This is a genomic window from Paraburkholderia sp. D15 (genome assembly GCF_029910215.1).
In the GTDB taxonomy this organism is placed as follows: Bacteria; Pseudomonadota; Gammaproteobacteria; order Burkholderiales; family Burkholderiaceae; genus Paraburkholderia.
The window spans coordinates 895367-920760 of the sequence record NZ_CP110395.1; the positions used below are offsets into that span (position 1 = coordinate 895367).

The following is a 25394-nucleotide window of genomic DNA, read 5'->3' on the forward strand; positions in this document are numbered from 1 at the left end:
GTCGGCGAGCGGCGCGAAACTGGTGCACGATCCGGAGCGCCGCCTCGTTCCTGTGCGTGCCGCGCCGCAACGAAGCGTGCGTATCCGCCAGCGGGCATCGACGGTGCATGGCCGCTGCCCCTTTGTGCATGCGCGGCGCTGTGGCTACACTGGAAGTCCCACTACGTGAGGAGACACACATGAATGAGCGCGCCAGCGTCACGCCGCCCGATATGTCGGCGTTCTGGATGCCGTTTACCGCCAACCGCCAGTTCAAGAGCGCGCCCCGCCTGCTGGCGAGCGCGAAAGGGATGTACTACACGACGCACGACGGCCGCCGCATTCTCGACGGCACCGCCGGCCTGTGGTGCGTCAACGCGGGCCACTGCCGCGACGAGATCGTCGCCGCCGTGCAGGCGCAGGCCGCCGAGATGGATTTCGCGCCGACCTTCCAGATGGGACACCCGGTCGCCTTCGAGGCGGCCACTAAAATCGCACGGCACACGCCGGGCGATCTGAAGCACATCTTCTTCGTGAACTCGGGTTCGGAAGCGGTCGATACCGCGCTGAAGATCGCGCTTGCATATCACCGCTCGCGCGGCGAGGGGCAGCGCACGCGCTTTATCGGACGCGAACGCGGCTATCACGGCGTCGGCTTCGGCGGGATTTCGGTCGGCGGCATCGCGCCGAACCGCAAGGCGTTTTCCGGCGGCCTGCTGCCAGCGGTCGATCACCTGCCGCATACGCTGAATATCAAGGAGGCCGGGTTTTCAAAAGGGCAGCCTGCATGGGGCGCGCATCTCGCCGACGAACTGGAACGGCTCGTCACGCTGCACGATGCATCGACGATCGCGGCCGTGATCGTCGAGCCGGTGGCGGGGTCCACCGGCGTGCTGATTCCGCCGCAAGGCTATCTGCAGCGCTTGCGCGAGATCTGCGACAAGCATGGCCTGCTGCTGATCTTCGACGAGGTCATCACCGGCTGGGGACGGCTCGGCACGCCGTTCGCCGCGCAGTACTTCAACGTGACGCCCGATCTGCTGACCATGGCCAAGGGCACCAACAACGCGGCCGCGCCACTCGGCGCGGTGGCGGCGAGCGCGAAGGTGCACGATTCGATCGTCAACGGCGCGCCGGCCGGTATCGAGCTGTTTCACGGCTATACGTACTCGGGACATCCGATCGCGACCGCGGCCGCTTGCGCGACCATCGATCTGTACGAGCGCGAGCAGCTTTTCGAGCGGGCCGCACGGATGGCGCCTGTGTTCGAGAACGCGATCCACAAGCTGCGCGGCGAACCGCATGTGATCGATGTGCGCAACCTCGGCCTGATCGGCGGCGTGGAACTGGCGCCGCGCGCGGGCGCGCCGGGCGCACGTGCGTACGACGTGTTCGTGCGCTGCTTCCAGAAGGGGGTGTTGACACGGTATACGGGGGACATCCTGGCGTTTTCGCCGCCGTTGATTATCGACGAGGCACAGATCGACGAGATTTTCACCACCGTCGCGCAGGTGTTGCGGGAGACGGATTGAGTCGATCGATGCCCGCGGCAGGTCCGTGGCGCGTGATGGATGATGCGCGGTTCGCCGGCTGATGCCGCGCACGCCAACTCGACCGCGCACACGGATCGTCGGGAAAGCAGAAAGGCCGGCGTCCTGGCGACGCCGGCCTTTTTTCATGATCCGATGGATGGCATCGGACCGCTTCAGAACGCGATGAACGCACCCTGCTGTTTGCCGGCCGGCACATTGCCGATCGCCGTGTAGACGCTGCGGCCGAAGAAGAACGGCAAGCCCCACACGAACATTCCCGCGGACGGCGAGCCGAGGCTGTCATACGCGACGTTGCCGTTCGACCGGAGCGTCCAGCCGTTGGCCAGCGTGAAGGGCACGGTGACGGGCGTGGCGGTCCTGTCGACGCCGCTCAGGATCGCGGACAGGCTGAGCGTCGTGACCGGCATGTACCACCAGCCCGAATACGGCACGGTGGCATCGTAGAAGAGGTTCGCGTTCGATCCGCTGTCGATCGCGCTGGTGTAGCGCGTGCCTTTGTACGTTGTCGGGAAATAGCCGTATGGGTCGAGCGCGAGGATGTTCAGGTTTGGCGGCAGCGTGTTGTTCTGCTGCGTGCCGATGCCGAACACCAGCGTGCCTGTCACGCTCAACGAACCTTCTGGCGGCACGGACGGCAAGCGGATGATCGTGCCGTTGTTGTCCGACGTGAAGTTGGCGACCGGGTTCGCGACCTGCGTGTCGAGCGGTACGCGCGTGTTGCTGCAGGAGCCTGCCGACCCGCAGTAGTAATAGCCCGCGGCCAGCACGGCTTGCGCCGCCGCTGGATAGTCGCGCGTGGCCGGGCCGATGCCGAGCACGCCGTTCGCACCCATGTCGGCGGCCGTGCCGAGATCGGTCACGCCGCGGGATCTGCAGTCCGATGGCGCCGGATAGCGGCCGTCCGCGATCACCTGCAGCGGCAGGTTACCGGCCGACTTGCCGCCGATCGTCACATCCGCGCGACGGATCGTCCCCCACGTGTAGCCGGAGCCGAACACCGCGCATTCGGCGAGCGGGGCGCTGCCGGTGGGGTCGTCGGTCGCGCCGGTCTGCGACGGCAGGCGGGCGGCGAGCGCCGGGCCCAAGGCGCTCGCGAGAACGCGAATGCCGACCGAGCCGGTGTCGAGCTGCATGTGGTCGACCGTCGTGCATTGGTCGCTGCGCTGCGCGTCAGGCAGGCAGATCGTGACGGTGACGTACGGCATGTTCGCGAAGTTGCCGGTCCAGCGCTCGACGGTGATGGGGGTGGTGTTGGCGTTGGGGCTTGGAGTGGGTGTTGGAGTTGGAGTTGGCGTTGGGGTTGGCGTTGGGGTTGGCGTTGGGGTTGGCGTTGGTGTTGGTGTTGGTGTTGGTGTTGGTGTTGGTGTTGGTGTTGGTGTTGGTGTTGGTGTTGGTGTTGGTGTTGGTGTTGGTGTTGGTGTTGGTGTTGGTGTTGGTGTTGGTGTTGGTGTTGGAGTTGGAGTTGGTGTTGGAGTTGGTGTTGGAGTTGGCGTTGGCGTTGGCGTTGGCGTTGGGGTTGGAGTCGGAGTTGGTGTCGGAGCCGGAGTTGGAGTTGGCGCTGGTGCCGGTGTCGGTGCCGGACTTGGTGCCGGAGCAGGGCTAGGCGTCGCCGTCGCCGCCGTCTCCGACGCAGGCTTCACCGGCACCGCCGCGCCGTTATTCCTCGCCGCGCTATCGCCGTTATCGGCGTTGCCACTCCCGCCGCCGCAACCGCCGAGCGTCATGCTCGCCGTCAGCAGCGCGCCGCACAGCGCCTTGCCCAGTGCCGTCATCCTGATGCTATCGATCGGGTCCGCGTGTTGTGTCATGGCAGTCGATCCATGCGAACGTCGGCGGGAACGAGACGTGGCAGATAGGCCTTGCCGAAGAAGTGGCCATTGCGTCCCGCCGATTCGATGTGAAAATCGCCGTTGTGCTCGACCATCGGACCGATGCCGTGCGCACGCTTCGCGCCGGCATCGACGAAGTTCGGAAAATAACTGCCGAGCAGCGCGCTCATATCCGGCCGCACCGGACCTTGCCAGGTGACGGCGAACACCACGTTGCCGGGCAGCACGTATTCATGGATGGTCACGCCGTCCGCGCCGGACGTCTCGCGCAACGTGTAGGAGGCGGTGGCAGCGGCAGGCGCGGCGGCGTTGCGGGCGGAAGCGGATTGCAGCATCGAGCGCGCTGTCGCGCCGCTGGCGTTGTCTGGCGTGCCGGCGCCGGGCGCGCCGCCTAACACCGCATAGGCCGCGCAGGGCGAGATGGCTACGATCGCGAGCGCGATCTTCACGAATTTCATCAACAGGCTCCGAAAAAAGGTCGGAGCATGGTGCCTGCGTATCCGTCAGGAAACCGTACGAAGTTTCCGAATTGGCTGTGCGAAGTAGTGCAAGCGTCTGCTAGGGATGGCCGGGTGCGCCTGCCGGCGCATTCGGCATCGCCCGTCGTCCGAGCTTGCCCGCCGCGCCTTTCGCCGCCACCCCGGGGTGCGGCACCGTCGGCACCTGCGGCAGCGCGGTCAACGCCCCGTCATCCACCGGCGACAGCAACGCGCTCAACTGCAGCACGTCCTGATCGGTCAGCGCGGCGGTCGACGCCTTCAGCTTGAGACTGTTCACCAGCGTGTCATACCGCGCCTTCGCCAGATCGCGTCGCGCGGAAAACAGCTGGTCCTGCGCGTTGAGCACGTCGATGTTGATCCGCACGCCGACCTGGTAGCCGAGCAGATTCGATTCGAGCGACGTGTTCGCCGACCGCTCGGCGGTCTGCAACGCCCGCACCTGCGCAAGCCCGCTCACCACGCCGAGAAACGCCTGCCGCGCGGAGAGCGCCGCGTTGCGCCGGGCGGTGTCGAGATCGGCGGCGGCCTGGTCTTCCAGCGCGAGCGTCTGGCGCACGCGGCTTTGCGTCGCGCCGCCGGCGAACAGCGGAATCGTGATCTGCACGCCGATCGTGCTGTTCGTGTACGACGAGCCGAGATTGCCGAGTTCCGCGGCCAGCGCGGGCGTGGCCGCCGACGGCGTTTCCGCGCCGCTGCCGAAGCCGCCGCCGAAATTCCCGCCGAAGTTGCCCGCGCCCGCCGCGCCGAGGCTGCTGCGCGAACGGCTCGCGACCAGATCGACGGTCGGCAGATGGCCGGCTTTCGCTTTAGAGGTTTCGCGCTGCGCGGTGGACAGCGCGATCTGCTTGATGACGACCTGGTAGTTGGCGTCGCTGGCGGTATCGGTCCACTGGTTGATGTCGGCGGGCACGGGCGGCGGCAACGGCGCACCGGCGGCGAGGCCGTCGACCTTCTCGACCGGATGGCCGACGATCTGCTGCAACGCCGCCAGCTTCACCGCGAGGTCGTTCCGCGCGGCGATTTCCTGCGAGACGGCCTGATCGTATTTGGCCTGAGCCTCGTTGGTGTCGGTGATGGTGGTGTTGCCGACTTCGAACGAGCGCTTCGCCGATTCGAGCTGCTGCGCGATCGACGCCTTCTGCGACTGCGCGATGGCGAGACTATCCTGCGCGGACAGCGCATCGAAGTAAGCCTGCCCGAGGCGCACGATCAGATCCTGGCGGGCCTGCGCGAACGACGCCTGGGCCGACTCCACCGCCAGCTTGCCCTGCGCATAGCCGTACCAGCTATCCACATGGATCAGCGGCTGGGTGAGCGAAATGGTGTAACCGCTGCTGTTGCCGTACGACGACGGAAAGCCGCCGCCGAAGTCCGTGCTCTGCCGGCTGCCGTTCAGCGAAGCCGACACCTGCGGCAGCAGCTTGGCGCGCGCGAGCGGCAATTCCTCGCTGTTCGCGGCCAGCGCGGCGCGCGCGCTTTGCAGTTGCGCGTCGCTGGAGAGCGCTTCGTCGTAGAGCTGGGAGAGGCCGACGGCGTGGGCTGGCGGCGCATGCAATGCGCCGCCCGATGCCAGCGCCAGCGCGGCCGCGAAGACCGGCACCCGGAGGCGCATCATCGCGGCGGTGGGCTCAGTAGGTCGGAACGGACGGATCGACCTGACGCGACCACGCGTCGATACCGCCTTGCAGGTTGAACACGTTCGTGTGGCCGCGCGATTCGAGGAACATCGCGACCTGGGCGCTGCGCGCGCCGTGATGGCATACGCAGACGATCTGCGCGTCGTCGTCGAGTTCCTCGCTGCGCGCGGGAATCTCGCGCATCGGAATCGATACGGCGCCGGCGATCGACGCCGTCTGGATTTCCCACGGCTCGCGCACGTCGAGCAACACGGGCGCGGGGCGCGTCGAATCGGCCAGCCATTCGGCGAGCGCGGGAGCAGTCAGGTTTTGCATCGGCGGGGAATCCGGATCAGAACTTGAAACGCGACGGCTGCACCGCGTTGACGAGCGGTTCGACATAGGTTTCGAACACGTCGGCAATGCGGAACTGCTTTTCGTCGATACGCGTGATGATCTGCGCCTTCATGACCGGCGCGGTGCCGACGAAGGCCGCCAGACGGCCACCGACCTTCAGGTGTTCGAGGATTTCCTGCGGCAGCACCGGCAGGCCGCCCGACACGCAGATCACGTCGTACGGCGCGGCGCCGGCCCAGCCGCGCGACGCGTCGCCGGTCGCGACTTCGGCGTTCAGCACGCCGTTCGCGGTCAGGTTGCTCTTGGCCAGTTCGGCCAGTTCCGGTTCGATATCCACCGTCAGCACATGTTGCGCGCGGTGCGCGAGCAGCGCCGCCATGTAACCCGAACCCGCGCCGATTTCGAGCACGCTTTCGTGTTTCTTCACCGCCAGCTCCTGCAGCACGCGCGCTTCGATGCGCGGCGCCAGCATGTGCTGGCCGGCCGGCAGCGGCACTTCGAAATCGACGAAGGCCAGTTCGCGGTAGGCGGCGGGGACGAAATTCTCACGCTTGACGATCGAGAGCAGATTCAGCACGTCCTGGTCGAGCACTTCCCAGGGGCGGATCTGCTGTTCGATCATGTTGAAACGCGCTTGCTCGATGTTCATGGTGGATTCGGCAGTGTGGTTGGGCGATTCTGGCCCGCGGTTGCGGCCCGTGCGGTTGCGACCCGGCTGCGCGGGGCTGCGCCGCCCGCGAGGTGAACCCTCGTTGGGCCCGGCAGGGTAACTGCGGGATTGTACCAAATGAGGATGACGCGTCGCGCCCTCGCGGGCAGGGCGGCGGCCGCCGCGCGCCCATCGCGCCAACGTGCCGCCCCCGTGTTTATCCCTAGCGATCCGTCCTTGCGGTTCGGGCTTTTATCGCCCAAAAATGTAATCGATTACATTTTGCTGGCGAATCGACATTGTCCAAACCGTCGTCCAAGGTGATCCCCGCCGTGCCGGCCGAAGCGCGAACGCTCGCCGGCGTCGAGCCGCCGCGCCCCTCGGCCGATGACCGGTCCATCGCCGGCGTGGCGCGTCAGGCCGGGGTCTCGGTGGCGACGGTGTCGCGCGTGCTGAACGGTCACGAGAACGTGCGGCCGGCCACCCGCGACAAGGTGCTCGCCGCGATCGACGCCAGCGGCTATCGCGTCAACGAACTCGCGCGCAATCTGCGCACCGCCGAGAGCCGCCTGCTGCTGACCATGGTGCCGGACGTCGGCAATCCGTTTTACGCGGAGATCGTGCGCGGCATCGACAGCGTCGCGCGTCAGCACGGCTACTTCATGCTGTTGTGCGACACCGGCGCCGATGCCGGGCGCGAGCGCAGCTACTTCGATCTGCTGCGGCGCCGCCGCGCGGACGGCGCGATCTGCCTCGACCCCGCGACGATCCAGCAGGCGCTCGGCGACGCATCCGGCGCGTTGCCGTGGGTCGCGTGCTGCGAATTCGATCCGGCGATGGGCGTGCCCTACGTCGGCATCGACAACTACCGGGCGGCGGGCGATGCGGTGCGGCATCTGCTCGCGCGCGGCCACCGGCGCATCGGCCTGATCAATTCCGACATCGACTATCTGTACGCGCAGCAGCGGCAGCAGGGCTATCTGGATGCGCTGACCGGCGCGGGCATCGTGCCCGACCCGGGCTGGCGCATGAACCTGAATACACTCGATTACGGCGCGGGCGCCTCGGCGGCCGCCACGCTGATGTTGCCGCCGCACGCGCCGAGCGCGATCTTCGCGGTATCCGACACGCTCGCGATCGGCGCGATCCACGGCGTGCGCAGCGTCGGCAAGCGGGTGCCGGACGACGTCGCCGTGATCGGCTTCGACGACATCTCGCTCGCCGCGCAGATCGACCCGCCGCTCACGACCATCGCGCAACCCATGCGCGAGCTCGGCGAGACCGCCGCGCGCCTGCTGCTGCAGCGGCTCGCCAATCCGCTGGCGCACGTGCCGGGCGTGCTGCTGCCGCATCGGCTCGTGATTCGCGGGAGTGCGTGAAGCATGAGCCTCGCGATCCGTTTCGACGACATCCGCAAAGACTTCGGGCCGGTGCGCGTGCTGCACGGCGTGAGTTTCGAACTCGCGCCGGGGCGCATCTACGGCTTGCTCGGCGAGAACGGCGCGGGCAAATCCACGCTGATGAAAATCCTCGCGGGCTATGAAAGCGCGACCTCGGGCGCGGTGCTGGTCGACGGTCACGCGCGCCAGTTCGCGGGTTCGCGCGATGCCGAAGCGCAGGGCATCGTGCTGATCCACCAGGAGTTCAATCTCGCCGAACATCTGAGCATCGCGCAGAACATGTACCTCGGTCACGAGAAGCGGCGCGGCTGGTTCGTCGACGATGCGGCGATGCGTGGCGAAGCCGCGCGCTATCTCGCCGAAGTCGGACTCTCGAAGACGCCGGACACGAAGGTGCGCGAGCTGATCGTCGCGGAAAAGCAGATGGTCGAGATCGCCAAGGCGCTGTCGCGCCAGGCGCGTCTGTTGATCATGGACGAGCCCACCGCCACGCTCACGCCGTCCGAGACCGAGCGCCTGTTCGCGCTGATGGCCAAGCTCAAGGCCGACGGCGTGACCATCGTCTATATCTCGCACAAGCTCGACGAGGTCGAGCGCATCACCGACGAAGTGATCGTGATGCGCGACGGCCGCTTCGTCGCACGCGGCGAAACGGCGGGCCTCGCGCGTCAGCAGATGGCGAATCTGATGGTCGGGCGCGACGTCTCCGACATGTTCCCCGACAAGCTCACAGTACCCGCCGACGCGCCGCTCGCGCTGAAGGTGGCGGGTCTCAGCGTGCCCGGCTGGGTGGACGACCTGAGTTTCGACGTACGCGCCGGCGAAGTGCTCGGCTTCGCCGGGCTCGTCGGCGCGGGCCGCACCGAGGCGTTCGAGGCGCTGATCGGCCTGCGCAAACGCACGGCGGGCCGCATCGACATAGCGGGCCGTCCCGTCGATCTGAAAAGCCCGCGCGATGCGATGCGCCACGGTCTCACGTATCTGAGCGAGGACCGCAAGGGCAAGGGCTTGCACGTGAACCTGAGCCTGCAGGACAACGTCACGCTGATGACGCTCGAACGCTACGCGCATCCGCTGCTCGACATGAAGGCGGGCCGCGCGGCGTTGACGAAAGCGGTGAGCGAATTCGGCATCCGCACCGGCGACCTGTCGAGCCGCGCGCGCATGCTGTCCGGCGGCAATCAGCAGAAGCTCGCGCTCGCCAAGTTCCTGCAACCCGATCCGCAGGTGATCGTGCTCGACGAGCCGACGCGCGGCGTCGATGTCGGCGCGAAACGCGACATCTACTTTCTGATTCACCGGCTTGCCGCGCAGGGCCGCGCGGTGATCGTCATTTCATCCGAACTGATCGAGCTGATCGGCTTGTGCCACCGCGTCGCCGTGATGCGCGCGGGGCGTCTGCAAGCGACGCTGACGCTCGATCATCTGACCGAAGAGGAGTTGATCGCCCATGCGACCGGCACCCACTGAAGCCGTGCAATCCGGCCGCGCGCTGCGCTTCGCGCATCGACTGTATGCGCTCGGGCCGCTGGTCGGGCTGATCGCGCTGTGCGTGATCGGCACGCTGCTCAACCGCGATTTCGCGACGCTCGACAACCTGATGAACGTGCTGACGCGCACATCGTTCATCGGCATCATCGCGGTCGGCATGACCTTCGTGATTATCTCCGGCGGCATCGATCTGTCGGTCGGGTCGATGGCGGCGTTGATCGCGGGCAGCATGATCTGGTTGATGAATGCGCTCGCGGCGGGCGTCGGCGGGCACACGCTCGCACCGCTGCTGATTCTCACGCTCGGGATCGTCTTCGCGCTCGTGCTCGGCGGCCTGTTCGGCTGCGCGCACGGCCTGCTGATCACCAAAGGACGGATCGAGCCGTTTATCGTCACGCTCGGCACGCTGGGCATCTTTCGCGCGGTGCTCACCTGGCTCGCCGACGGCGGCGCGTTGACGCTCGATAACTCGCTGTCGGATTTATATGGACCGGTCTACTACGCGAGCCTCTTCGGCGTGCCTGTGCCGATCTGGGTGTTTCTCGTGGTGGCGGCGGGCGGCGCGCTGATCCTCAATCGCACCGCGTTCGGCCGTCACGTGCAGGCGATCGGCTCCAACGAACAGGTCGCGCGCTACGCGGCGATTCGCGTCGATACCGTGAAGATCGTCACGTATGTGCTGCTCGGCATCTGCGTGGGCGTCGCCACCGTGCTCTATGTGCCGCGTCTGGGCTCGGCCACGCCGACCACGGGATTGCTGTGGGAGCTGGAGGCGATCGCGTCGGTGGTGGTCGGCGGCACGGCGCTCAAGGGGGGCGAAGGGCGCGTGATCGGCACGGTGATCGGCGCGATTCTGTTGTCGGTGATCGCCAATATTCTGAATCTCACCAGCATCATCAGCGTGTATCTGAACGCGGCGGTGCAGGGCGTGGTGATTATCTTCGTCGCGTTCGTACAGCGCGGACGGCGATAGTTTTTTTGCGGCGTGGAGGGTGCGCGGCGAGGCGGGAGAGTAGGGGCAGGTTTTGAATGTAATGGATGGCGTGGTTCGAAAAGCTGTAGCTCGATAAGCAGGCTCGATAAGCAGGCTCGATAAGCAGGTTCGAAAAGCGAGGCGCACGAACGCCTCATCATGCAACCAGATTGGACGAGATCGGAGACACGAGATGAAACAGATCATTCGAGCGGTCGGCGCCGGCATGCTGGCGTTGGGAATGCTAGGCACGGCGGGCGTGGCGCGCGCCGACGACAAGGTTACGCTGGGCGTCGCGATTCCGACGGCCGATCACGGCTTTACCGGCGGCATCGTCTGGTGGGCGAACAAGGCGAAGGCCGATCTGGAGAAAGCCCATCCCGACCTGAAGGTGATCGTGAAGACCGCGGCCAACTCGCCCGAGCAGGCCAACCAGTTGCAGGATCTGGTGACGGTGAACAAGATCAACGCGCTGGTGATCTTCCCGTTCGAGTCGGCGTCGCTGACGCAACCCGTCGCGCAGGTGAAGAAGAAGGGCGTGTACGTGACCGTGGTGGATCGCGGCCTGACCGACACCAGCGCGCAGGATGCGTATGTGGCGGGCGACAACACCGCGTTCGGCAAGATCCCCGCCGAGTATCTGGCGAAGGCGCTCGACGGCAAGGGCGACATCGTCGCGCTGCGCGGCATTCCGACCACGCTCGACAACGAACGCTGGACCGCGTTTACCGGCGTGATCAAGAACTATCCGAACATGAAGATTCTCGACGCCAAGTACGCGAACTGGAATCGCGACGACGCGTTCAAGGTGATGCAGGACTACCTGACGCGCTTCAAGCACATCGACGCGGTGTGGGCCGCCGACGACGACATGGCGGTCGGCGTGCTGAAAGCGATCGAACAGGCCAAACGCACCGACATCAAGATCGTGTTCGGCGGCGCGGGGTCGAAGGGCATGGTGAAGAACGTGATGGACGGCGCGCCGATGATCCAGGCCGACGTCTCGTACTCGCCGAAATTCATCTACGACGCGATCAAGCTCACCGCCGAAGCGCGTCTGAAAGGCGACAAGCTGCCGGCCACGACGATCATTCCGTCGGTGCTGATCACGAAGGAAAACGCGCAGCAGTTCTATTTCCCGGACTCGCCGTTCTGAGCGCGGCTGTTCAAGGAAACCGTACGATGAAAACCATCAAGGGCCCGGCGATCTTTCTGGCTCAGTTCATGGGCGACGAAGCCCCGTTCGACGATCTCGCGCATCTCGCGCAGTGGGCGGCGGGTCTCGGCTTCAAGGGCATCCAGGTGCCGTGCGATGCCCGTCTGATCGATCTCGAACAGGCGGCCGCGAGCCAGACGTATTGCGACGAATTGCGCGAGACCGCGGAAAACGCGGGCGTGACGATCACCGAACTGTCGACGCATCTGCAAGGGCAACTGGTCGCGGTGCATCCCGCTTACGACGCGCTGTTCGACGGCTTCGCCGCGCCGCACGTGCGTGGCGATCCGGCGGCGCGCACGCAGTGGGCAATCGGACAGTTGAAGCTGGCCGCGAAGGCGTCGCGGCGGCTGGGGTTGAACACGCATGTGTCGTTTTCCGGCGCGCTGGCGTGGCCTTATGTGTATCCGTGGCCGCAGCGTCCCGCGGGTCTCGTCGAAGCCGCGTTCGACGAACTCGCGCGCCGCTGGACGCCGATTCTCGATGCGTTCGACGATGCCGGCGTCGACGTGTGCTACGAGTTGCATCCGGGCGAGGATCTACATGACGGCGTGACTTTCGAGCGTTTTCTCGACGCGGTGAAGCAGCACCGGCGCGCGAATATTCTGTACGACCCGAGTCACTTCGTTCTGCAACAGCTCGACTATCTCGCGTTCATCGACCTCTATCACGAACGGATCAAGGCGTTCCATGTGAAGGACGCGGAGTTCCGGCCGAACGGGCGACAGGGCGTGTACGGCGGATACAGCGGCTGGGTCGAACGCGCGGGACGCTTCCGGTCGCTCGGCGACGGGCAGGTCGATTTCGGTGCGATCTTCTCGAAGATGGCGCAATACGATTTTCCCGGCTGGGCGGTGCTGGAGTGGGAGTGCGCGCTGAAGCATCCGCATGACGGCGCGCGCGAGGGCGCGGAATTCATACGGCGGCACATCATCCGCGTGGCCGAGCATGCGTTCGACGATTTCGCGGGGAGCGGGGTGGATGCCGGGGAGCTTAGGCGGCTGCTGGGGATTTGAGGGTGTACGTATGGCTCGACGGCGGGATACGGAGTCAGGGAGCGTAGGCAATGCAACAACGCAAGCTCAGGCTGGGCATGGTCGGCGGCGGACAAGGCGCGTTCATCGGCGCGGTGCACCGGATCGCGGCGCGGCTCGACGATCGATTCGAATTGGTGGCGGGCGCGTTGTCGTCCGATCCGCGGCGCGCGCAGGCGAGTGCCGCTGAAGCCGGCATCGCGCGCAGCTACACCGACTGGCACGAGATGGCGCGAACCGAAAGCGCGCGCGACGACGGTATCGATGCCGTCGCGATCGTCACGCCGAATCATCTGCATGCACCGGTCGCGACCGCGTTTCTCGAAGCCGGGATTCACGTGATCTGCGACAAGCCGCTGGCGATCTCGCTCGCGGAAGGCGAAGCGCTGGCGAAACTTGCGCGCGAGAAAAACAGACTGTTCGCGCTGACGCATACGTACTCCGGCTATCCGATGGTGCGTCACGCGCGTGAGCTGATCGAAGCGGGCAAGCTTGGCGAGGTCCGCGTGGTGCAGGTGGAATACGCGCAGGACTGGCTGGCCGAGCCGATCGAAACGAGCGGCACGAACAAGCAGGCGGGGTGGCGCACGGACCCGGCGTTAGCGGGACCGGCCGGTTGTCTCGGCGACATCGGCACGCACGCGTATCACCTCGCGGCATTCGTCACGGGGATTACGCCGTCGTCGCTCGCGGCGGAGGTGCATACCTTCGTGCCGGGACGTCGCATCGACGATCACGTGCAGGCGATGCTGCGTTACGCGAACGGCGCGCGTGGGATGCTGTGGGCAAGCCAGGTGGCGAGCGGCGCGGAGAATGCGTTGAGGTTGCGCGTGTATGGCACGAAGGGGAGTCTCGCGTTCGATCAGGAGCAGCCGAACGAGTTGTGGTTCACGCCGCTGGGTGGCGCGAGCGAGCGCCTGACGCGCGGGCGCTTGAACAGCGCGGTGGCCGCGCACGCGACGCGCGTGCCGGCGGGGCATCCAGAGGGTTATCTGGAAGCGTTCGCGCAGTTGTATAAGGATGCGGCGCTACAGATCGAAGCGCTGGATGCGGGACGTGCGCCGCCCGCTGAAAGTGGGCTGCTGACGACCGTGGACGATGGTGTCGCCGGGCTGCGCTTTATCGATGCGATGCTGGCGAGCAGCGCAGCGAACGGGCAGTGGCGGGAGATAGGTGGCGCTTGAACGCGGTGCTGACCGTGGCTAACGCTAGGCAAATGTAATTCAGGCGCCGTGAACGATCTCAACCGCCCTTGCTTTTCTTGATCTGCTCTTCGAACGCGAGATCGAGCTTGCTGGCCTTGCGCGGTTTCTGCGGACCGAATGCATCGACGAATTTCACGAAGTCGTCGAGCGTGAGTGGGTCGGAGACTTTCCTGTCGGTGCCGCTCGATTTGTCGACCAGATAGAACAAGCCGCCGGACAGACTGATTGCGGCAAACTGCGGATTGCCGCTGCGGGTTTTCAGCCGCTCGACGGCATGGATGGCTCGGGTGGTGCGCATGGTGGGGGACTGCGGGTGGGGAAAGACTGCTACTTTAGCAAGTTCGCCGACGCCGCGTGCCTGATACCACGGTCGAGCCGGTCGTCGGCACATGGGCGCCCGCGCCGACTCACGCCTCCTCGCCCGGTTTCCGCGACAACTTCCGCCGCACCCATGCCCCCCAATCCTCCAGCACCGTATAAACCACCGGCACCACCACCAGCGTCAGAATCGACGACGTAATCACGCCGCCGATCACCGTCTGTCCCAACGGCCCGCGCTGCTCGCCGCCTTCGCCGAGCGCGGCGGCGAGCGGCAGCATGCCGAAGATCATCGCCAGCGTGGTCATCAGGATCGGCCGCAGCCGCACGCGCGCCGCTTCGAGCAACGCCTCGCGCCGCTCCATTCTGCGACCCTTGCCCGACGCATCCAGCAGCGTGCCGCGCCGTGCCTGATTCGCGAAGTCGATCAGCAGAATCGCGTTCTTGGTCACCAGCCCCATCAGCATCACGAAACCGATGATCGAGAACATGTTCAACGTGCTGCCGAACAGCAGCAACGCCACCAGCACCCCGATCAGCGTCAGCGGCAGCGACGCCATGATCGCGAGCGGCTGCGCGAAGCTCGCGAACTGCGACGCAAGAATCATGTAGATGAAAATCACCGCCAGCGCCAATGCCTCCACCGCATAGACGAAGGACTCGTTCATGCTCTTGGTCGAGCCTTCGAAGCGGTAGTGATAGCCGGCCGGCAGGTTCATCGCGTCGAGCGTCTTCGCGACGTCGGCGGCTACCTCGCCCGGCGAGCGGCCGTTCACGTTCGCCGACAGCTCGACTTCGCGTTGCAGGTCGCGCCGGTTCAGCACGTCCGGTCCCGTCGTCTTCACGATGTCGGCGATCTGCCGCAATGGCACCAGCACCGGCGCGCCGTTCGAATCGGTGCGGTTGGTGGCGATCATCAGCCGCGCGAGGTCGTCGACATCCTGACGCTGGTCGCGCGGCAAGCGCACGCTGACGTCGTAGTCCTGGTCGTCGGGCGCGCGCCACGTACTGATCGCGTCGCCGGAGAGCAGCGGCCGCAGCGCCGTGCCGATGTCCGCGACGCCCACACCGAGGTCCGATGCCAGCTCGCGCTTCACGTTGATCGCGACGATCGGCTTGTCCGCCTTCAGGCTCGAATCGAGATCCACCAGGCCCGGAATCTTCGCCATGCACGCCTGCGCCGTGTCGGACAGGCGCCGCAATTCGTCGATGTTGTCGCCCTGCAGGCTCAACTGGATCGCCTTGGTGCTGCCCGCGCCGTCCGCCATGCCGATCTCGGTGACCGTCACGCCCGCCACCGACGCGAGCCGCGCACGAAACGCCTCGTTCAGTTCGAGCACGCCGCGCGAGCGGTCGCGCCGGTCCTTCAGCCGTACGGTGATGAGCGCCGTGTTCTTGCCCTGCGTATTGCCGGAGTTGACCGTCGCGTAGCTGAAACGCACTTCCGGATAGGTCGCGAGAATCGCCTGCACCTGTTTGACCTTCTCCGAGGTCGCGTCGAGCGACGTGCCCACCGGTGTGTTCAAGCCGATCTGCGTTTCGGAGAAGTCCGCATTCGGCACGAACTCGGTACCGACGAACGGCACCAGAAACAGACTGCCGAAGAAGGTCACCGCCGCCACCACCAGCGTGATCGCGCGATGCCGCAGCGACCAGCCGAGCAGCCGCTGATAGAACGCGGTGAGGTGATCGATCTGCCGGTCGAACAGATGCAGCGAACGCTCGATCAGACGGCCGTAGCGGTAGCCCTTGCGGCCGGTATCGGCATCGTGCAGATCGGGGTCGGGCCAGATCGACGACAGCATCGGGTCGAGCGTGAACGACACGAACATCGAGATCAGCACGGCGGCCGCCACGGTGATGCCGAACTGATGGAAGAACCGTCCGATGATGCCGCCCATGAAACCCACCGGCAGAAACACCGCGACGATCGAGAAGGTGGTGGCGAGCACGGCCAGCGCGATTTCCTTCGTGCCGTCGAGCGCGGCCGTGCGATGGTCCGCGCCGAGCTGCACGTGCCGCACGATGTTCTCGCGCACCACGATCGCGTCGTCGATCAACAAACCGACGCACAGCGACAGGGCCATCAGCGTAATCACGTTGATCGTGAAGCCGCACGCGTACATCACCGCGAAGGTGCCGATCAGCGCGATCGGCAGCGTCAGGCCGGTGATCACCGTGCTGCGCCACGAACCGAGGAACAGGAACACGATCAGCACGGTGAGCAGCGCGCCTTCGAGCAGCGTGCGCTTCACTTCGTTGACGCTGTCCTCGATCCCGGTCGACGAATCGTCGGTGATGTCGAGCTTCACGCCGGGCGGCAGCAGCGGCTGCAAGCGCGCAACCTCGTCGCGCACGCCATGCGCGACGTCGACGGTGTTCTCGCCCTGCGCCTTGATGATCGACACGAACAGCGCGCGCTGGCCGTTCAGCAGCGCGGTGCTGTCCGGTTCCTGCTGGCCGTCCACCACGTCGGCGACCTGATCGAGCGTGACCGGCTGCGTCGCCGAACTCGCGGTCGGAATCGCCGATTGCGCGCCGCGCCGCGCGACGATGATGCGTTTGAAGTCGTCCGGCTTGTCGAAGCGGCCCTTCACCTGCACCGTCTGTTCGATGTTGCTCGACGTGAGCGGGCCGGCTGGAATCTCCTGGTTCTCGTTCTGCACCGCGCGGATCACCTGATCGACGCCGATCGACAGCGCCTGCAGTTTTTCAGGCTTCACGTCGATCTGCACCTGGCGCTTCACACCGCCCACCAATGAAACCGAGCCGACTCCGCGCACGGTTTCGAGCCGCTTGCGCACGATCTGATCGGCGACGGTGGTGAGGTCGCGCGTGGACAACGTGGCGCCCGGCGCGTTCGATACCGCCACCGTCACGATCGGCGTATCCGCCGGGTCGTAGCGCAGCACGCGCGGGTCCTTCACGCCGTCGCGCAGATCGGGGCGGATCAGCGCGATCTTGTCGCGCACGTCCTGCGCGGCCTGCACCGCATCCACCGACAGATCGAACTGCACGATCACCACGCTTTGCGCGTCGTAGGAACGCGAGGTGATCTGGTCGATGCCGCTGATCGTGTTGACCGCTTCCTCGATCTTGCGCGTGACGTCGGATTCGACCGATTCCGGCGACGCGCCCGGATACGCGGTCTGCACGACCACGATCGGGAAGGTGATGTCGGGAAACTGGTCGACCTTCAACCGCTGATAGGAAAACAGACCGATGACGAGCAGCGCCATCATCATCATCGTGGCGAGCACCGGGTTGCCGATGCTGATGCGGGTGAACCACATAGGCGAGTGGCTCCGCTCAGTGCTGGCCGGCGGCCGGGGAGGCGGGCGCCGCCGCGGCCGCTGCCGTCGATGCCGATGCCGATGCCGGCTGCACCACATGCACGGTGCTGCCGATCCGCAACGAACCCAGATTGTTCTTCACGATCTGCTCGCCGGCGTTCAGCGCGCCGCCGGTGATTTCGGTCCACGTGGCGTTGTCGGCATCGCCGGTCGCGCCGGTCTGGACGAGCTGCTCGACGAGCTTGCCGCCGACCAGCGCATACACGCTGTGACGTGCGCCGTCGGTGCGCACCGCGTCGGCGGGCACCACCAGCACGTTCGGGCGGCTGCCCACCGAGATGGTGCCCGTGCCGAACATGCCGACGCGCAACGTGCCCGCCGGATTGGCGACCTGCACGTACACCATGATCGAGCGCGAACCCGGCTGCGCGGCCGGATTGATGCGCGTGATCGCGCCTTGCACCGGCGTGTCGATACCGTCGAACGCGATGCTCACGGGCTGGCCGATCCGCACGCGGCCGATTTCGCCGACCGGCACCGGCGCTTCCAGTTCGAGCGCGCGCAGATCGACCACGTCGAACAGCCTGGTGTCGACGGTGACTTTCTCGCCGGGCTCGACCGAGCGCGTCGCGATCTGGCCGTCGAGCGGCGAGCGGACCACGGTGTCGTCGAGGGAGAGATTGGAGGACGCGAGCGCCGCGCGCGCCGCGTCGAGATTCGCGCGCGCGATCTCGTACTGGCTTTGCGCGGTGTCGAACGCGTTCTTCGAGATGAAGCCTTTCTGGACCAGCACGCGGTTGTTGTCGAGCGTCTGTCTGGCGATGTCGAGCTGGCCGGCCATCGCTGCCATCTGGCCACGGCTTTGCTCGGCACGGGCAACATAATCGCGGGCGTCGATCTTCGCAAGGATCTGGCCGGTCTTGACCGCGTCGCCTTCGCGCACGAGCACGTCGAGCGCCGAGCCGTTAACCTTCGACTTGACCGCGGCCTGCGTGATCGCGCGCAGCGAGCCGGTCAGCGGCAGCGTTTCCGAGAGCGTGCGGCGGCTGACCGTGGTGAGGTCGTCGGGTGCGAATTCGACGATCGACGCAGCGGGCTGCGCGGCAGCGGCGGCGGGCGCGCTGCGTTTGCGGATAGCCTGCGCGATCGCGATGGCGAGCATCACGATGACGACGACGGCGGCGATGAGAATGCGTTTTCTGGTTTTGAGCATGCGCGGTCTGACGGACTTCACGGCACTGGCGCACGTTGGGTCGCATCTCGTGGAGGCGGGACGCCGCGCGTGCGCATGGAATCGGAATCGGTTCGGTCAATCGGTTCGATACAGGGGCCTCGGCTCGCGCTCACCGCAAGCTGGCCGTCAGCATGGTACACGCAGCTTGCGTGCGATGCGCCTCCCGAATGGGTTGCGCGAATAGCGGGCGCGTTCAAGACCCCGGAAACGAAAAACGCCGGGCATGTACCCGGCGCTGCATCACGTCGCTTCGGTTATCGCTATCGGCGCTTTACTGGCTGAGGTAAACGAACTGGCCGTTCTTGATGATCCCCATCACGCTCGCGCGCTGATCCAGCCCGACGTGATCCTTCGGGCTCGTATTCACCACGCCGTTCGGCACGACCAGCTCATGCGCGTGCTCCAGTTCGTCGCGCAACGCGACGCGGAACGCCGGCGTGCCCGGCTGCGCCGTCTTCAGCGCGCGCGCCACCGCATCCTGCAAACGCGGATAGACGCCAGCTGCATCGCCCGCGAACTGCGTGACGCTGCCCGCGCCGTACTTCGCTTCGTACCCGGTGGTGAAGGCCAGCGCCGCCTTCTTCGCCGGATGATCGGCCGGCAACGTGCGCGCGACGACCACCGGCTGGGTCGGGAACAGCGTGCCTTCCACGTCCTTGCCGCCGAGCTTGATGAACTCCGGCGTGGCGATGCCGTGCGTCTGGTAGATCGGCCCTTTATAGCCGCGTTCGATCAGCGTGCGCTGCGGCAACACCGTCGGCGTACCCGCGCCGGCGATCAGGATCGCGTCCGGCTTCGCGGCCATCAGCTTCAGGATCTGCCCGGTGACGCTTGCATCCGTGCGGTTGTAGCGCTCCGTCGCGACCAGTTGAATGTGGCGCAACGCCGCGAACTTGCTGAACTCGTTGAGCCAGCTTTCGCCGTAGCCGTCCGCGAAACCGATGAAGCCCACCGTCTTCACGTTGTGGTTCGACATGTAGCGCGTCATCACGTCGGCCATCGCGCTGTCGGTCTGCGCCATCTTGTAGGCCCACACCTTCTTGCCTTCCTGCGGCTCGACCACGCTGGCCGAGCCGATCAGCGTGATCATCGGCGTCTGGCTTTCGGCGACCGGATCGAGCGCCGCCATGGCTGCGGGCGTGATGTTCGGGCCGACGATCACGTCCACGTGATCCTCGTTGATCAGCTTGCGGATGTTGCGCACCGCGATGCCGGGGTCGGACGCATCGTCGAGAAAGATGTAGTCGGCTTTCTGGCCGGCGATGGTGGCCGGCCAGTTCAGCATCGCGTTCTTGCTGGTGATGCCGATCACGGCGGCTGGGCCGGTGCTCGACAGATCGATGCCGACCTTGATGTCGGCGTGCGCGGCGGTGGCGAGCAAAAGCGCGCCGAGAGCGGCCAGGCCGCGGATGCTGTTGTTATGCGACGTCATCGGGAGGTCTCCGTAGCGGGAAGCGTGCTGCTGTCAAAGTTCGTAGGTTTCGTGTTCGCCCTTCAGCGCCTGTTCGATCAGCTTGCGGTTCATGCTCGGCGACAGCAGTTCGACGAGCGTATACACATAGCTGCGCAGATATGCGCCCTGTTTCAGCGCGACCCGCGTCACATTGCTGCCGAACAGATGGCCGACCGGCATCGCGCGCAAATGCCGGTCGCGCTCGGCGTTGAACGCGATATCCGCCATGATGCCGACGCCCAGTCCGAGCTCCACGTAGGTCTTGATGACGTCGGCGTCGATCGCCTCCAGCACGATGTCCGGATGCAGCCCGCGCAGGCGGAACGCCTCGTTGATCTTGGTGCGGCCGGCGAACGCGTTGTCGTAGGTGATCAGCGGATACTGGGTCAGATCATCCAGCGACAAAAGTTTGCGGTCGAGCAGCGGGTGATCCGGCTGCATCACGGCCACGTGATGCCACTGGAAGCAGGGCAGCGACACCAGTTCCTTATAGTTGGAGACGGCCTCGGTCGCGATCGCGAGATCGGCCTGATCGTGGATCACCATCTCGGCGACCTGGGTCGGGCTACCTTGCAGAATCGAAAGGTGCACCTTGGGGAAGCGCTTCTTGAACTCCGCGATCGCGGCCGGCAGCGAGTAGCGCGCCTGGGTGTGGGTGGCGGCGATCACCAGATTGCCCTGATCCTGCGCCGCGTAGTCCTTGCCGACCCGTTTCAGGCTCTCCACCTCCTGCAGGATCTTCTCGACCGACTGCAGGATAATGCGCCCCGGCTCGGTCAGCGAGCGCACCCGCTTGCCGTGCCGCGTGAAGATCTCCACGCCCAACTCGTCTTCCAGCTCGATGATCGCCTTGGAAACGCCCGGCTGGCTTGTATACAGCGCCTTGGCGGCTTCCGTCAGGTTGAAATTCTGCCGCACGGCCTCGCGCACGAAGCGGAATTGGTGCAGGTTCATATATAACCTCTCCGCATATCAAAAGAATTTTTTAGTCGTTTGAAATATAAAGCGAGTTTATTACGATCTGTCCATCTTTTTCAATATGGATATCTGTATTTGTCATAAGCAAATGAGAGATGGGTCTAAACCCTGACTCGGCTCGACTGACAAACGAGGTATTCAAAGGCGCGGCGGAACCGGACCGCTGTGTGTGTCACGCAAAAATATTGGGGTCCCCGAATGTACCAATACGATCAGTACGACCAGACCATCGTCGATGAACGGGTCGCGCAGTACGCCGATCAGGTTCGCCGCCGCTTGTCGGGCGAATTGAGCGAAGAGGAGTTTCGTCCGCTGCGTCTGCAGAACGGCCTGTACATGCAGCGTCACGCGTACATGCACCGCATCGCGATTCCTTACGGCAACCTGCGCAGCGACCAGATGCGCGTGCTCGCGCAGATCGCGCGCGAACACGACCGCGGCTACGGCCATTTCTCGACGCGCTCGAACATCCAGTACAACTGGATCCAGCTCGAAGAGACGCCGGAGATTCTGCGCAAGCTCGCCGCGGTGCAGATGCACGGCATTCAGACCTCGGGCAACTGCATCCGCAACATCACCGCGGACCAGTTCGCCGGCGTGGCGCCGGACGAAGTGGTCGATCCGCGTCCGTGGGCGGAAATCCTGCGCCAATGGTCGACGTTCCACCCGGAATTCGCGTGGCTGCCGCGCAAGTTCAAGATCGCCGTGTCGGGTTCGAAGGAAGACCGTGCCGCCGTGCAGATTCACGACCTCGGCGTGTACCTGAAGAAGAACGAGCAGGGCGAACTGGTGGTCGACATTCTGGCCGGCGGCGGCATGGGCCGCACGCCGATCATCGGTGCGATCATCCGCAAGGATCTGCCGTGGCAGCATCTGCTGAGCTACACCGAGGCCGTGCTGCGCGTGTACAACCGCTACGGCCGCCGCGACAACATCTACAAGGCGCGGATCAAGATTCTCGTGAAGGCGCTGAGCCCGGAAAAATTCTCGGCGCAGGTCGAGGAAGAATGGCAGCACCTGAAGGATGGTCCGGCGACGCTCACGCAAGCCGAAGTGGACCGCGTGTCGCAATACTTCCAGCCGCCGGTGTACGAGAAGCTGGCCGACACCGACGCGTCGTTCGAAAAGCATCTGCTGGAAAACCGCGGGTTCGCGCGCTGGGTCGAACGTAACGTGCGTCCGCACAAGGTGACGGGCTATGCGTCGGTGACGCTGTCGCTGAAGCCGACCACGATCGCCCCGGGCGATGCGACCGACGCGCAGATGGAAGCCGTCGCCGACTGGGCCGACGAGTACTCGCTCGGCGAGATCCGCGTGTCGCACGAACAGAATCTGATCCTCGCCAACGTCAGGAAGCGCGATCTGTTCGCGCTGTGGGAAAAGGCCAGGGCACAAGGTTTCGCGACGCCGAACATCGGCTTGCTGACCGACATCATCGCGTGCCCGGGCGGCGATTTCTGCTCGTTGGCCAATGCGAAGTCGATCCCGATCGCGCTGGCGATTCAGGAGCGTTTCAGCGACCTCGATTACGTGTACGACCTCGGCGACGTGTCGCTGAACATCTCGGGCTGTATCAATGCCTGCGGTCACCACCATATCGGCAACATCGGCATTCTCGGTGTGGATAAGGACGGCTCCGAGTGGTATCAGGTGACGCTCGGCGGCGAGCAGGGCAACGGCACGAACGGCGCCAGCCTCGGCCGCGTGATCGGCCCGTCGTTCTCGGCGGAAGAAATGCCGGACGTGATGAGCAACGTGATCGATACGTTCGTCGAGAATCGCCAGGAAGGCGAGCGCTTCATCGAAACGTATAACCGCATCGGCATGGCTCCGTTCAAGGAACGTGTGTACGCCTCGCGTCAACCGGCTCACGCGTAACCGCGACAAGGATATCGAACAGATGGCTTCTATCATCAAGAATCGCGCGATCGTCAACGACGACTGGACGCTCGTGCGTCCCGCCGAAGACGGCTCGCTGCCGGAATCGAACGACCTGCCCGCGGGCAAGGTGCTGGTGCCGCTCGCGCTGTGGCAAGCGTCCCGCGACGCGCTGATCGCGTCGCGCAGCGCCGCCGAACTGGGCGTGTGGCTCGCGCCGGATAGCGAACCGGCCGACCTCGTCGCCGACTTCGACAAGATCGCGCTGATCGGCGTGGACTTCCCGGTGTTCCGCGATGGCCGCGGCTACAGCATCGGCCGTCTGCTGCGCGAGCGTTATGGCTACAAGGGCGAACTGCGCGCGATCGGCGACGTGCTGCGCGATCAGATTACGTTTATGTTTCGCTGCGGTTTCGATGCGTACGCGCTGCGTGAAGACAAGGATTTCGACGACGCGCTGAAGGCGTTCGACGAGTTCAGCGTGCAGTACCAGGGCGCGGTCGATAATCCGTCGCCGCTGTTCCGCCGCCGCGCTGCCGCAGCTTCGGCTGCCGCAGCTTCGGCTGCCGATTCGACCGCCAAGGTTTCGGCATGAGCGTGGCCACCTCGCTTACGCCGGAACTCGCCGCGAAGGTCGAGCGCCTGAACGCGCTGCTCGACTCGATCGCCGCGCGTCACGCGAACGTGAAGCTTGCCAGCAGCCTCGCGGCGGAAGACATGCTGCTCACCCACGCGATCCTGTCGCGCGGCGCGAAGATCGGCATCTTCTCGCTGAACACGGGCCGCCTGCACGCGGAAACGCTTGGCATGCTCGATCGCGTGAAAGACCGTTACGGTTACGAGATCGAACAGTTTCATCCGGTCGCCGCATCGGTCGACGAGTACGTGAATTCGCACGGTCTGAACGCGTTTTACGAAAGCGTCGACCTGCGCAAGCGTTGCTGCGAAATCCGCAAGGTCGAGCCGCTCAATCGTGCGCTGTCGGACGTCAGCGCCTGGGTGACGGGCCAGCGCCGCGAGCAGTCGGTGACGCGTGCCGAACTGCACGCGGAAGAACACGACGCCGCGCGCGGTATCGCCAAGTTCAACCCGCTCACCGACTGGACCGAAGCCGAGGTGTGGGATTACCTGAAAGCCTTCGACGTGCCGGTCAATCCGCTGCATGCGCGCGGGTATCCGAGCATCGGCTGCGAGCCTTGTACGCGCGCCATTCGTCCCGGTGAAGACAGCCGGGCAGGGCGCTGGTGGTGGGAATCGCGCGATACGAAGGAATGTGGGCTGCATATCACGACGATTACGCCGATTCCGGCCGATACCGGCGCGAACGCATCGGTCTGAAAGAAAGTTCTGGTCAAATCCGGGCCTTGGCTTTCCGTCCGGATACCGCACATACTGATTCGAATACTTCCGCCGCGGCAGGCGACAGCTTGCCGGGCGAATCTACGAAGGACCCAAACATGAGCACCACGCTCGATTCCACTGTGAACGCACCACTCGCCAACACGGCAAACCGGATGGATCACCTCGATTGGCTCGAAGCCGAGTCGATTCACATCCTGCGCGAACTGGTCGCCGAATGCAGCAAGCCCGCGCTGCTGTTTTCGGGCGGCAAGGATTCGGTGGTGGTGCTGCACCTCGCGCTGAAGGCCTTCGGCATCGGCGCGGGTCGCAAGACCGTGCTGCCGTTCCCGCTCGTGCATATCGACACCGGCCATAACTATGGCGAAGTGATCGACTTCCGCGATCGCCGTGCGAAGGAAATCGGCGCGGAACTGGTGATCGGCCATGTCGAGGATTCGATCAAGCGCGGCACCGTGCGTCTGCGCCGCGAGACCGATTCGCGCAACGCTGCGCAAGCGGTGACGCTGCTCGAAACCATCGAACAGTACGGCTATACCGCGTTGATCGGCGGCGCGCGCCGCGACGAGGAAAAGGCCCGCGCGAAGGAACGTATCTTCTCGTTCCGCGACGAGTTCGGTCAGTGGGACCCGAAGGCGCAGCGCCCGGAACTGTGGAGTCTGTATAACGCGCGTCTGCATAACGGCGAACATCTGCGCGTGTTCCCGATCTCGAACTGGACCGAACTCGACGTGTGGCAATACATCGCGCGCGAACAGCTGGAACTGCCGTCGATCTATTACGCGCATCAGCGCGAGATCGTGCGCCGCAACGGCCTGCTCGTGCCGGTCACGCCGCTCACGCCGATGCGCGAGGGCGAGACCAGCGAAACCGCGCTGGTGCGTTTTCGCACCGTCGGCGACATTAGCTGCACGTGCCCGGTGGAAAGCGATGCCGACGACATCGAGAAGATCATCGCCGAAACGGCCGTGACCGAAATCACGGAGCGCGGCGCGACGCGGATGGACGACCAGGTGTCGGAAGCCGCGATGGAACAGCGTAAGAAACAAGGTTATTTCTAAGCACACGAGAGTACGAAA

At 65.2% G+C, this 25394-nt stretch carries 22 protein-coding genes; 12 read left to right on the plus strand and 10 right to left on the minus strand.

Annotated features, from left to right (window positions below; translation table 11 throughout):
• Nucleotides 1–179: 179 nt before the first annotated feature.
• Entirely contained in the window at nucleotides 180–1511 is a 1332-nt protein-coding gene (locus LFL96_RS03850) for an aspartate aminotransferase family protein (RefSeq protein ID WP_280998217.1), read from the plus strand.
• Nucleotides 1512–1684: 173 nt separating this feature from the next.
• On the opposite strand, the gene LFL96_RS03855 is transcribed toward LFL96_RS03850, so the two are convergent.
• Entirely contained in the window at nucleotides 1685–2737 is a 1053-nt protein-coding gene (locus LFL96_RS03855) for a DUF3443 family protein (protein WP_280998219.1), read from the minus strand.
• Nucleotides 2738–2808: 71 nt separating this feature from the next.
• Here LFL96_RS03855 and LFL96_RS03860 point away from each other — a divergent pair, with 71 nt between their 5' ends.
• The gene (locus LFL96_RS03860) at nucleotides 2809–3135 is read left to right on the plus strand and encodes a hypothetical protein (RefSeq protein ID WP_280998221.1); all 327 of its coding nucleotides are present in this window, start codon (nucleotides 2809–2811) and stop codon (nucleotides 3133–3135) included.
• 201 nt (nucleotides 3136–3336) lie between these two features.
• Here LFL96_RS03860 and LFL96_RS03865 read toward each other — a convergent pair whose 3' ends face one another.
• The 4 genes from LFL96_RS03865 to LFL96_RS03880 all read right to left on the minus strand — a co-directional run bounded on the left by LFL96_RS03865 (nucleotide 3337) and on the right by LFL96_RS03880 (nucleotide 6483).
• On the minus strand, nucleotides 3337–3819 hold the full coding sequence (locus tag LFL96_RS03865) for a DUF2844 domain-containing protein (RefSeq protein ID WP_280998223.1): 483 nt from the start codon (nucleotides 3817–3819) through the stop codon (nucleotides 3337–3339).
• A 100-nt stretch (nucleotides 3820–3919) separates the two neighbouring features.
• Nucleotides 3920–5476 carry a TolC family outer membrane protein gene (locus LFL96_RS03870; RefSeq protein WP_280998225.1) on the minus strand — a complete coding sequence of 519 codons (1557 nt, stop codon included), beginning with the start codon at nucleotides 5474–5476 and terminating at the stop codon, nucleotides 3920–3922.
• Nucleotides 5477–5489: 13 nt separating this feature from the next.
• Nucleotides 5490–5813 carry a rhodanese-like domain-containing protein gene (locus tag LFL96_RS03875; RefSeq protein WP_280998227.1) on the minus strand — a complete coding sequence of 108 codons (324 nt, stop codon included), beginning with the start codon at nucleotides 5811–5813 and terminating at the stop codon, nucleotides 5490–5492.
• Between the two features lie 16 nt (nucleotides 5814–5829).
• Nucleotides 5830–6483, minus strand: coding sequence for a protein-L-isoaspartate O-methyltransferase (locus LFL96_RS03880; protein ID WP_280998229.1), 654 nt, complete (start codon nucleotides 6481–6483; stop codon nucleotides 5830–5832).
• Between the two features lie 332 nt (nucleotides 6484–6815).
• Here LFL96_RS03880 and LFL96_RS03885 point away from each other — a divergent pair, with 332 nt between their 5' ends.
• From LFL96_RS03885 to LFL96_RS03910, 6 genes are all read left to right on the plus strand, one after another.
• Entirely contained in the window at nucleotides 6816–7862 is a 1047-nt protein-coding gene (locus LFL96_RS03885) for a LacI family DNA-binding transcriptional regulator (protein ID WP_281000543.1), read from the plus strand.
• A 3-nt stretch (nucleotides 7863–7865) separates the two neighbouring features.
• Nucleotides 7866–9353 (plus strand): sugar ABC transporter ATP-binding protein, encoded by a 1488-nt coding sequence (locus LFL96_RS03890; protein WP_280998230.1) that lies wholly within the window; start codon nucleotides 7866–7868, stop codon nucleotides 9351–9353.
• Complete coding sequence (locus tag LFL96_RS03895) at nucleotides 9334–10347, plus strand: ABC transporter permease (RefSeq protein WP_280998232.1); 1014 nt, start codon at nucleotides 9334–9336, stop codon at nucleotides 10345–10347. Before LFL96_RS03890 ends, LFL96_RS03895 begins: the two co-directional genes overlap by 20 nt.
• Before the next feature lie 193 nt (nucleotides 10348–10540).
• Complete coding sequence (locus LFL96_RS03900; protein ID WP_280998234.1) at nucleotides 10541–11503, plus strand: substrate-binding domain-containing protein; 963 nt, start codon at nucleotides 10541–10543, stop codon at nucleotides 11501–11503.
• A 26-nt stretch (nucleotides 11504–11529) separates the two neighbouring features.
• The gene (locus LFL96_RS03905; protein WP_280998236.1) at nucleotides 11530–12579 is read left to right on the plus strand and encodes a sugar phosphate isomerase/epimerase; all 1050 of its coding nucleotides are present in this window, start codon (nucleotides 11530–11532) and stop codon (nucleotides 12577–12579) included.
• A gap of 50 nt (nucleotides 12580–12629) precedes the next feature.
• Nucleotides 12630–13781, plus strand: a complete 1152-nt coding sequence (locus LFL96_RS03910) for a Gfo/Idh/MocA family oxidoreductase (RefSeq protein ID WP_280998238.1) — start codon at nucleotides 12630–12632, stop codon at nucleotides 13779–13781.
• Between the two features lie 58 nt (nucleotides 13782–13839).
• Here LFL96_RS03910 and LFL96_RS03915 read toward each other — a convergent pair whose 3' ends face one another.
• From LFL96_RS03915 to LFL96_RS03935, 5 genes are all read right to left on the minus strand, one after another.
• Nucleotides 13840–14100 carry a hypothetical protein gene (locus LFL96_RS03915; RefSeq protein ID WP_280998240.1) on the minus strand — a complete coding sequence of 87 codons (261 nt, stop codon included), beginning with the start codon at nucleotides 14098–14100 and terminating at the stop codon, nucleotides 13840–13842.
• 109 nt (nucleotides 14101–14209) lie between these two features.
• Nucleotides 14210–17413 (minus strand): efflux RND transporter permease subunit, encoded by a 3204-nt coding sequence (locus LFL96_RS03920; RefSeq protein WP_280998241.1) that lies wholly within the window; start codon nucleotides 17411–17413, stop codon nucleotides 14210–14212.
• A gap of 16 nt (nucleotides 17414–17429) precedes the next feature.
• Nucleotides 17430–18626: an efflux RND transporter periplasmic adaptor subunit gene (locus LFL96_RS03925; protein ID WP_280998242.1), complete on the minus strand. Its 1197-nt coding sequence runs from the start codon at nucleotides 18624–18626 to the stop codon at nucleotides 17430–17432.
• A 292-nt stretch (nucleotides 18627–18918) separates the two neighbouring features.
• A complete protein-coding gene (locus LFL96_RS03930) occupies nucleotides 18919–20079 on the minus strand; it encodes an ABC transporter substrate-binding protein (protein WP_280998244.1) in 1161 nt (386 codons plus the stop codon).
• Between the two features lie 33 nt (nucleotides 20080–20112).
• Complete coding sequence (locus LFL96_RS03935; protein WP_280998250.1) at nucleotides 20113–21054, minus strand: CysB family HTH-type transcriptional regulator; 942 nt, start codon at nucleotides 21052–21054, stop codon at nucleotides 20113–20115.
• 222 nt (nucleotides 21055–21276) lie between these two features.
• Here LFL96_RS03935 and LFL96_RS03940 point away from each other — a divergent pair, with 222 nt between their 5' ends.
• From LFL96_RS03940 to cysD, 4 genes are all read left to right on the plus strand, one after another.
• Nucleotides 21277–22956 (plus strand): nitrite/sulfite reductase, encoded by a 1680-nt coding sequence (locus tag LFL96_RS03940; RefSeq protein WP_280998252.1) that lies wholly within the window; start codon nucleotides 21277–21279, stop codon nucleotides 22954–22956.
• A 22-nt stretch (nucleotides 22957–22978) separates the two neighbouring features.
• The gene (locus LFL96_RS03945) at nucleotides 22979–23551 is read left to right on the plus strand and encodes a DUF934 domain-containing protein (RefSeq protein WP_280998254.1); all 573 of its coding nucleotides are present in this window, start codon (nucleotides 22979–22981) and stop codon (nucleotides 23549–23551) included.
• Nucleotides 23548–24294: a phosphoadenylyl-sulfate reductase gene (locus tag LFL96_RS03950; protein ID WP_280998256.1), complete on the plus strand. Its 747-nt coding sequence runs from the start codon at nucleotides 23548–23550 to the stop codon at nucleotides 24292–24294. Before LFL96_RS03945 ends, LFL96_RS03950 begins: the two co-directional genes overlap by 4 nt.
• Nucleotides 24295–24413: 119 nt before the next feature.
• A complete protein-coding gene (cysD, locus tag LFL96_RS03955; protein ID WP_280998258.1) occupies nucleotides 24414–25376 on the plus strand; it encodes a sulfate adenylyltransferase subunit CysD in 963 nt (320 codons plus the stop codon).
• Nucleotides 25377–25394 lie beyond the last annotated feature (18 nt).

What these genes read in the sequence shown, in the direction of transcription:
- LFL96_RS03920 (WP_280998241.1), bottom strand. Translation starts at nt 17,413, where the DNA reads ATGTGGTTCACCCGCATCAGCATCGGCAACCCGGTGCTCGCCACGATG.
- LFL96_RS03915 (WP_280998240.1), bottom strand. Translation starts at nt 14,100, where the DNA reads ATGCGCACCACCCGAGCCATCCATGCCGTCGAGCGGCTGAAAACCCGC.
- LFL96_RS03870 (WP_280998225.1), bottom strand. Translation starts at nt 5,476, where the DNA reads ATGATGCGCCTCCGGGTGCCGGTCTTCGCGGCCGCGCTGGCGCTGGCA.
- LFL96_RS03890 (WP_280998230.1), top strand. Translation starts at nt 7,866, where the DNA reads ATGAGCCTCGCGATCCGTTTCGACGACATCCGCAAAGACTTCGGGCCG.
- LFL96_RS03950 (WP_280998256.1), top strand. Translation starts at nt 23,548, where the DNA reads ATGAGCGTGGCCACCTCGCTTACGCCGGAACTCGCCGCGAAGGTCGAG.
- LFL96_RS03865 (WP_280998223.1), bottom strand. Translation starts at nt 3,819, where the DNA reads ATGAAATTCGTGAAGATCGCGCTCGCGATCGTAGCCATCTCGCCCTGC.
- LFL96_RS03925 (WP_280998242.1), bottom strand. Translation starts at nt 18,626, where the DNA reads ATGCTCAAAACCAGAAAACGCATTCTCATCGCCGCCGTCGTCGTCATC.
- LFL96_RS03935 (WP_280998250.1), bottom strand. Translation starts at nt 21,054, where the DNA reads ATGAACCTGCACCAATTCCGCTTCGTGCGCGAGGCCGTGCGGCAGAAT.
- LFL96_RS03875 (WP_280998227.1), bottom strand. Translation starts at nt 5,813, where the DNA reads ATGCAAAACCTGACTGCTCCCGCGCTCGCCGAATGGCTGGCCGATTCG.
- cysD (WP_280998258.1), top strand. Translation starts at nt 24,414, where the DNA reads ATGAGCACCACGCTCGATTCCACTGTGAACGCACCACTCGCCAACACG.
- LFL96_RS03900 (WP_280998234.1), top strand. Translation starts at nt 10,541, where the DNA reads ATGAAACAGATCATTCGAGCGGTCGGCGCCGGCATGCTGGCGTTGGGA.
- LFL96_RS03850 (WP_280998217.1), top strand. Translation starts at nt 180, where the DNA reads ATGAATGAGCGCGCCAGCGTCACGCCGCCCGATATGTCGGCGTTCTGG.
- LFL96_RS03940 (WP_280998252.1), top strand. Translation starts at nt 21,277, where the DNA reads ATGTACCAATACGATCAGTACGACCAGACCATCGTCGATGAACGGGTC.
- LFL96_RS03880 (WP_280998229.1), bottom strand. Translation starts at nt 6,483, where the DNA reads ATGAACATCGAGCAAGCGCGTTTCAACATGATCGAACAGCAGATCCGC.
- LFL96_RS03895 (WP_280998232.1), top strand. Translation starts at nt 9,334, where the DNA reads ATGCGACCGGCACCCACTGAAGCCGTGCAATCCGGCCGCGCGCTGCGC.
- LFL96_RS03945 (WP_280998254.1), top strand. Translation starts at nt 22,979, where the DNA reads ATGGCTTCTATCATCAAGAATCGCGCGATCGTCAACGACGACTGGACG.
- LFL96_RS03930 (WP_280998244.1), bottom strand. Translation starts at nt 20,079, where the DNA reads ATGACGTCGCATAACAACAGCATCCGCGGCCTGGCCGCTCTCGGCGCG.
- LFL96_RS03855 (WP_280998219.1), bottom strand. Translation starts at nt 2,737, where the DNA reads ATGCCGTACGTCACCGTCACGATCTGCCTGCCTGACGCGCAGCGCAGC.
- LFL96_RS03905 (WP_280998236.1), top strand. Translation starts at nt 11,530, where the DNA reads ATGAAAACCATCAAGGGCCCGGCGATCTTTCTGGCTCAGTTCATGGGC.
- LFL96_RS03910 (WP_280998238.1), top strand. Translation starts at nt 12,630, where the DNA reads ATGCAACAACGCAAGCTCAGGCTGGGCATGGTCGGCGGCGGACAAGGC.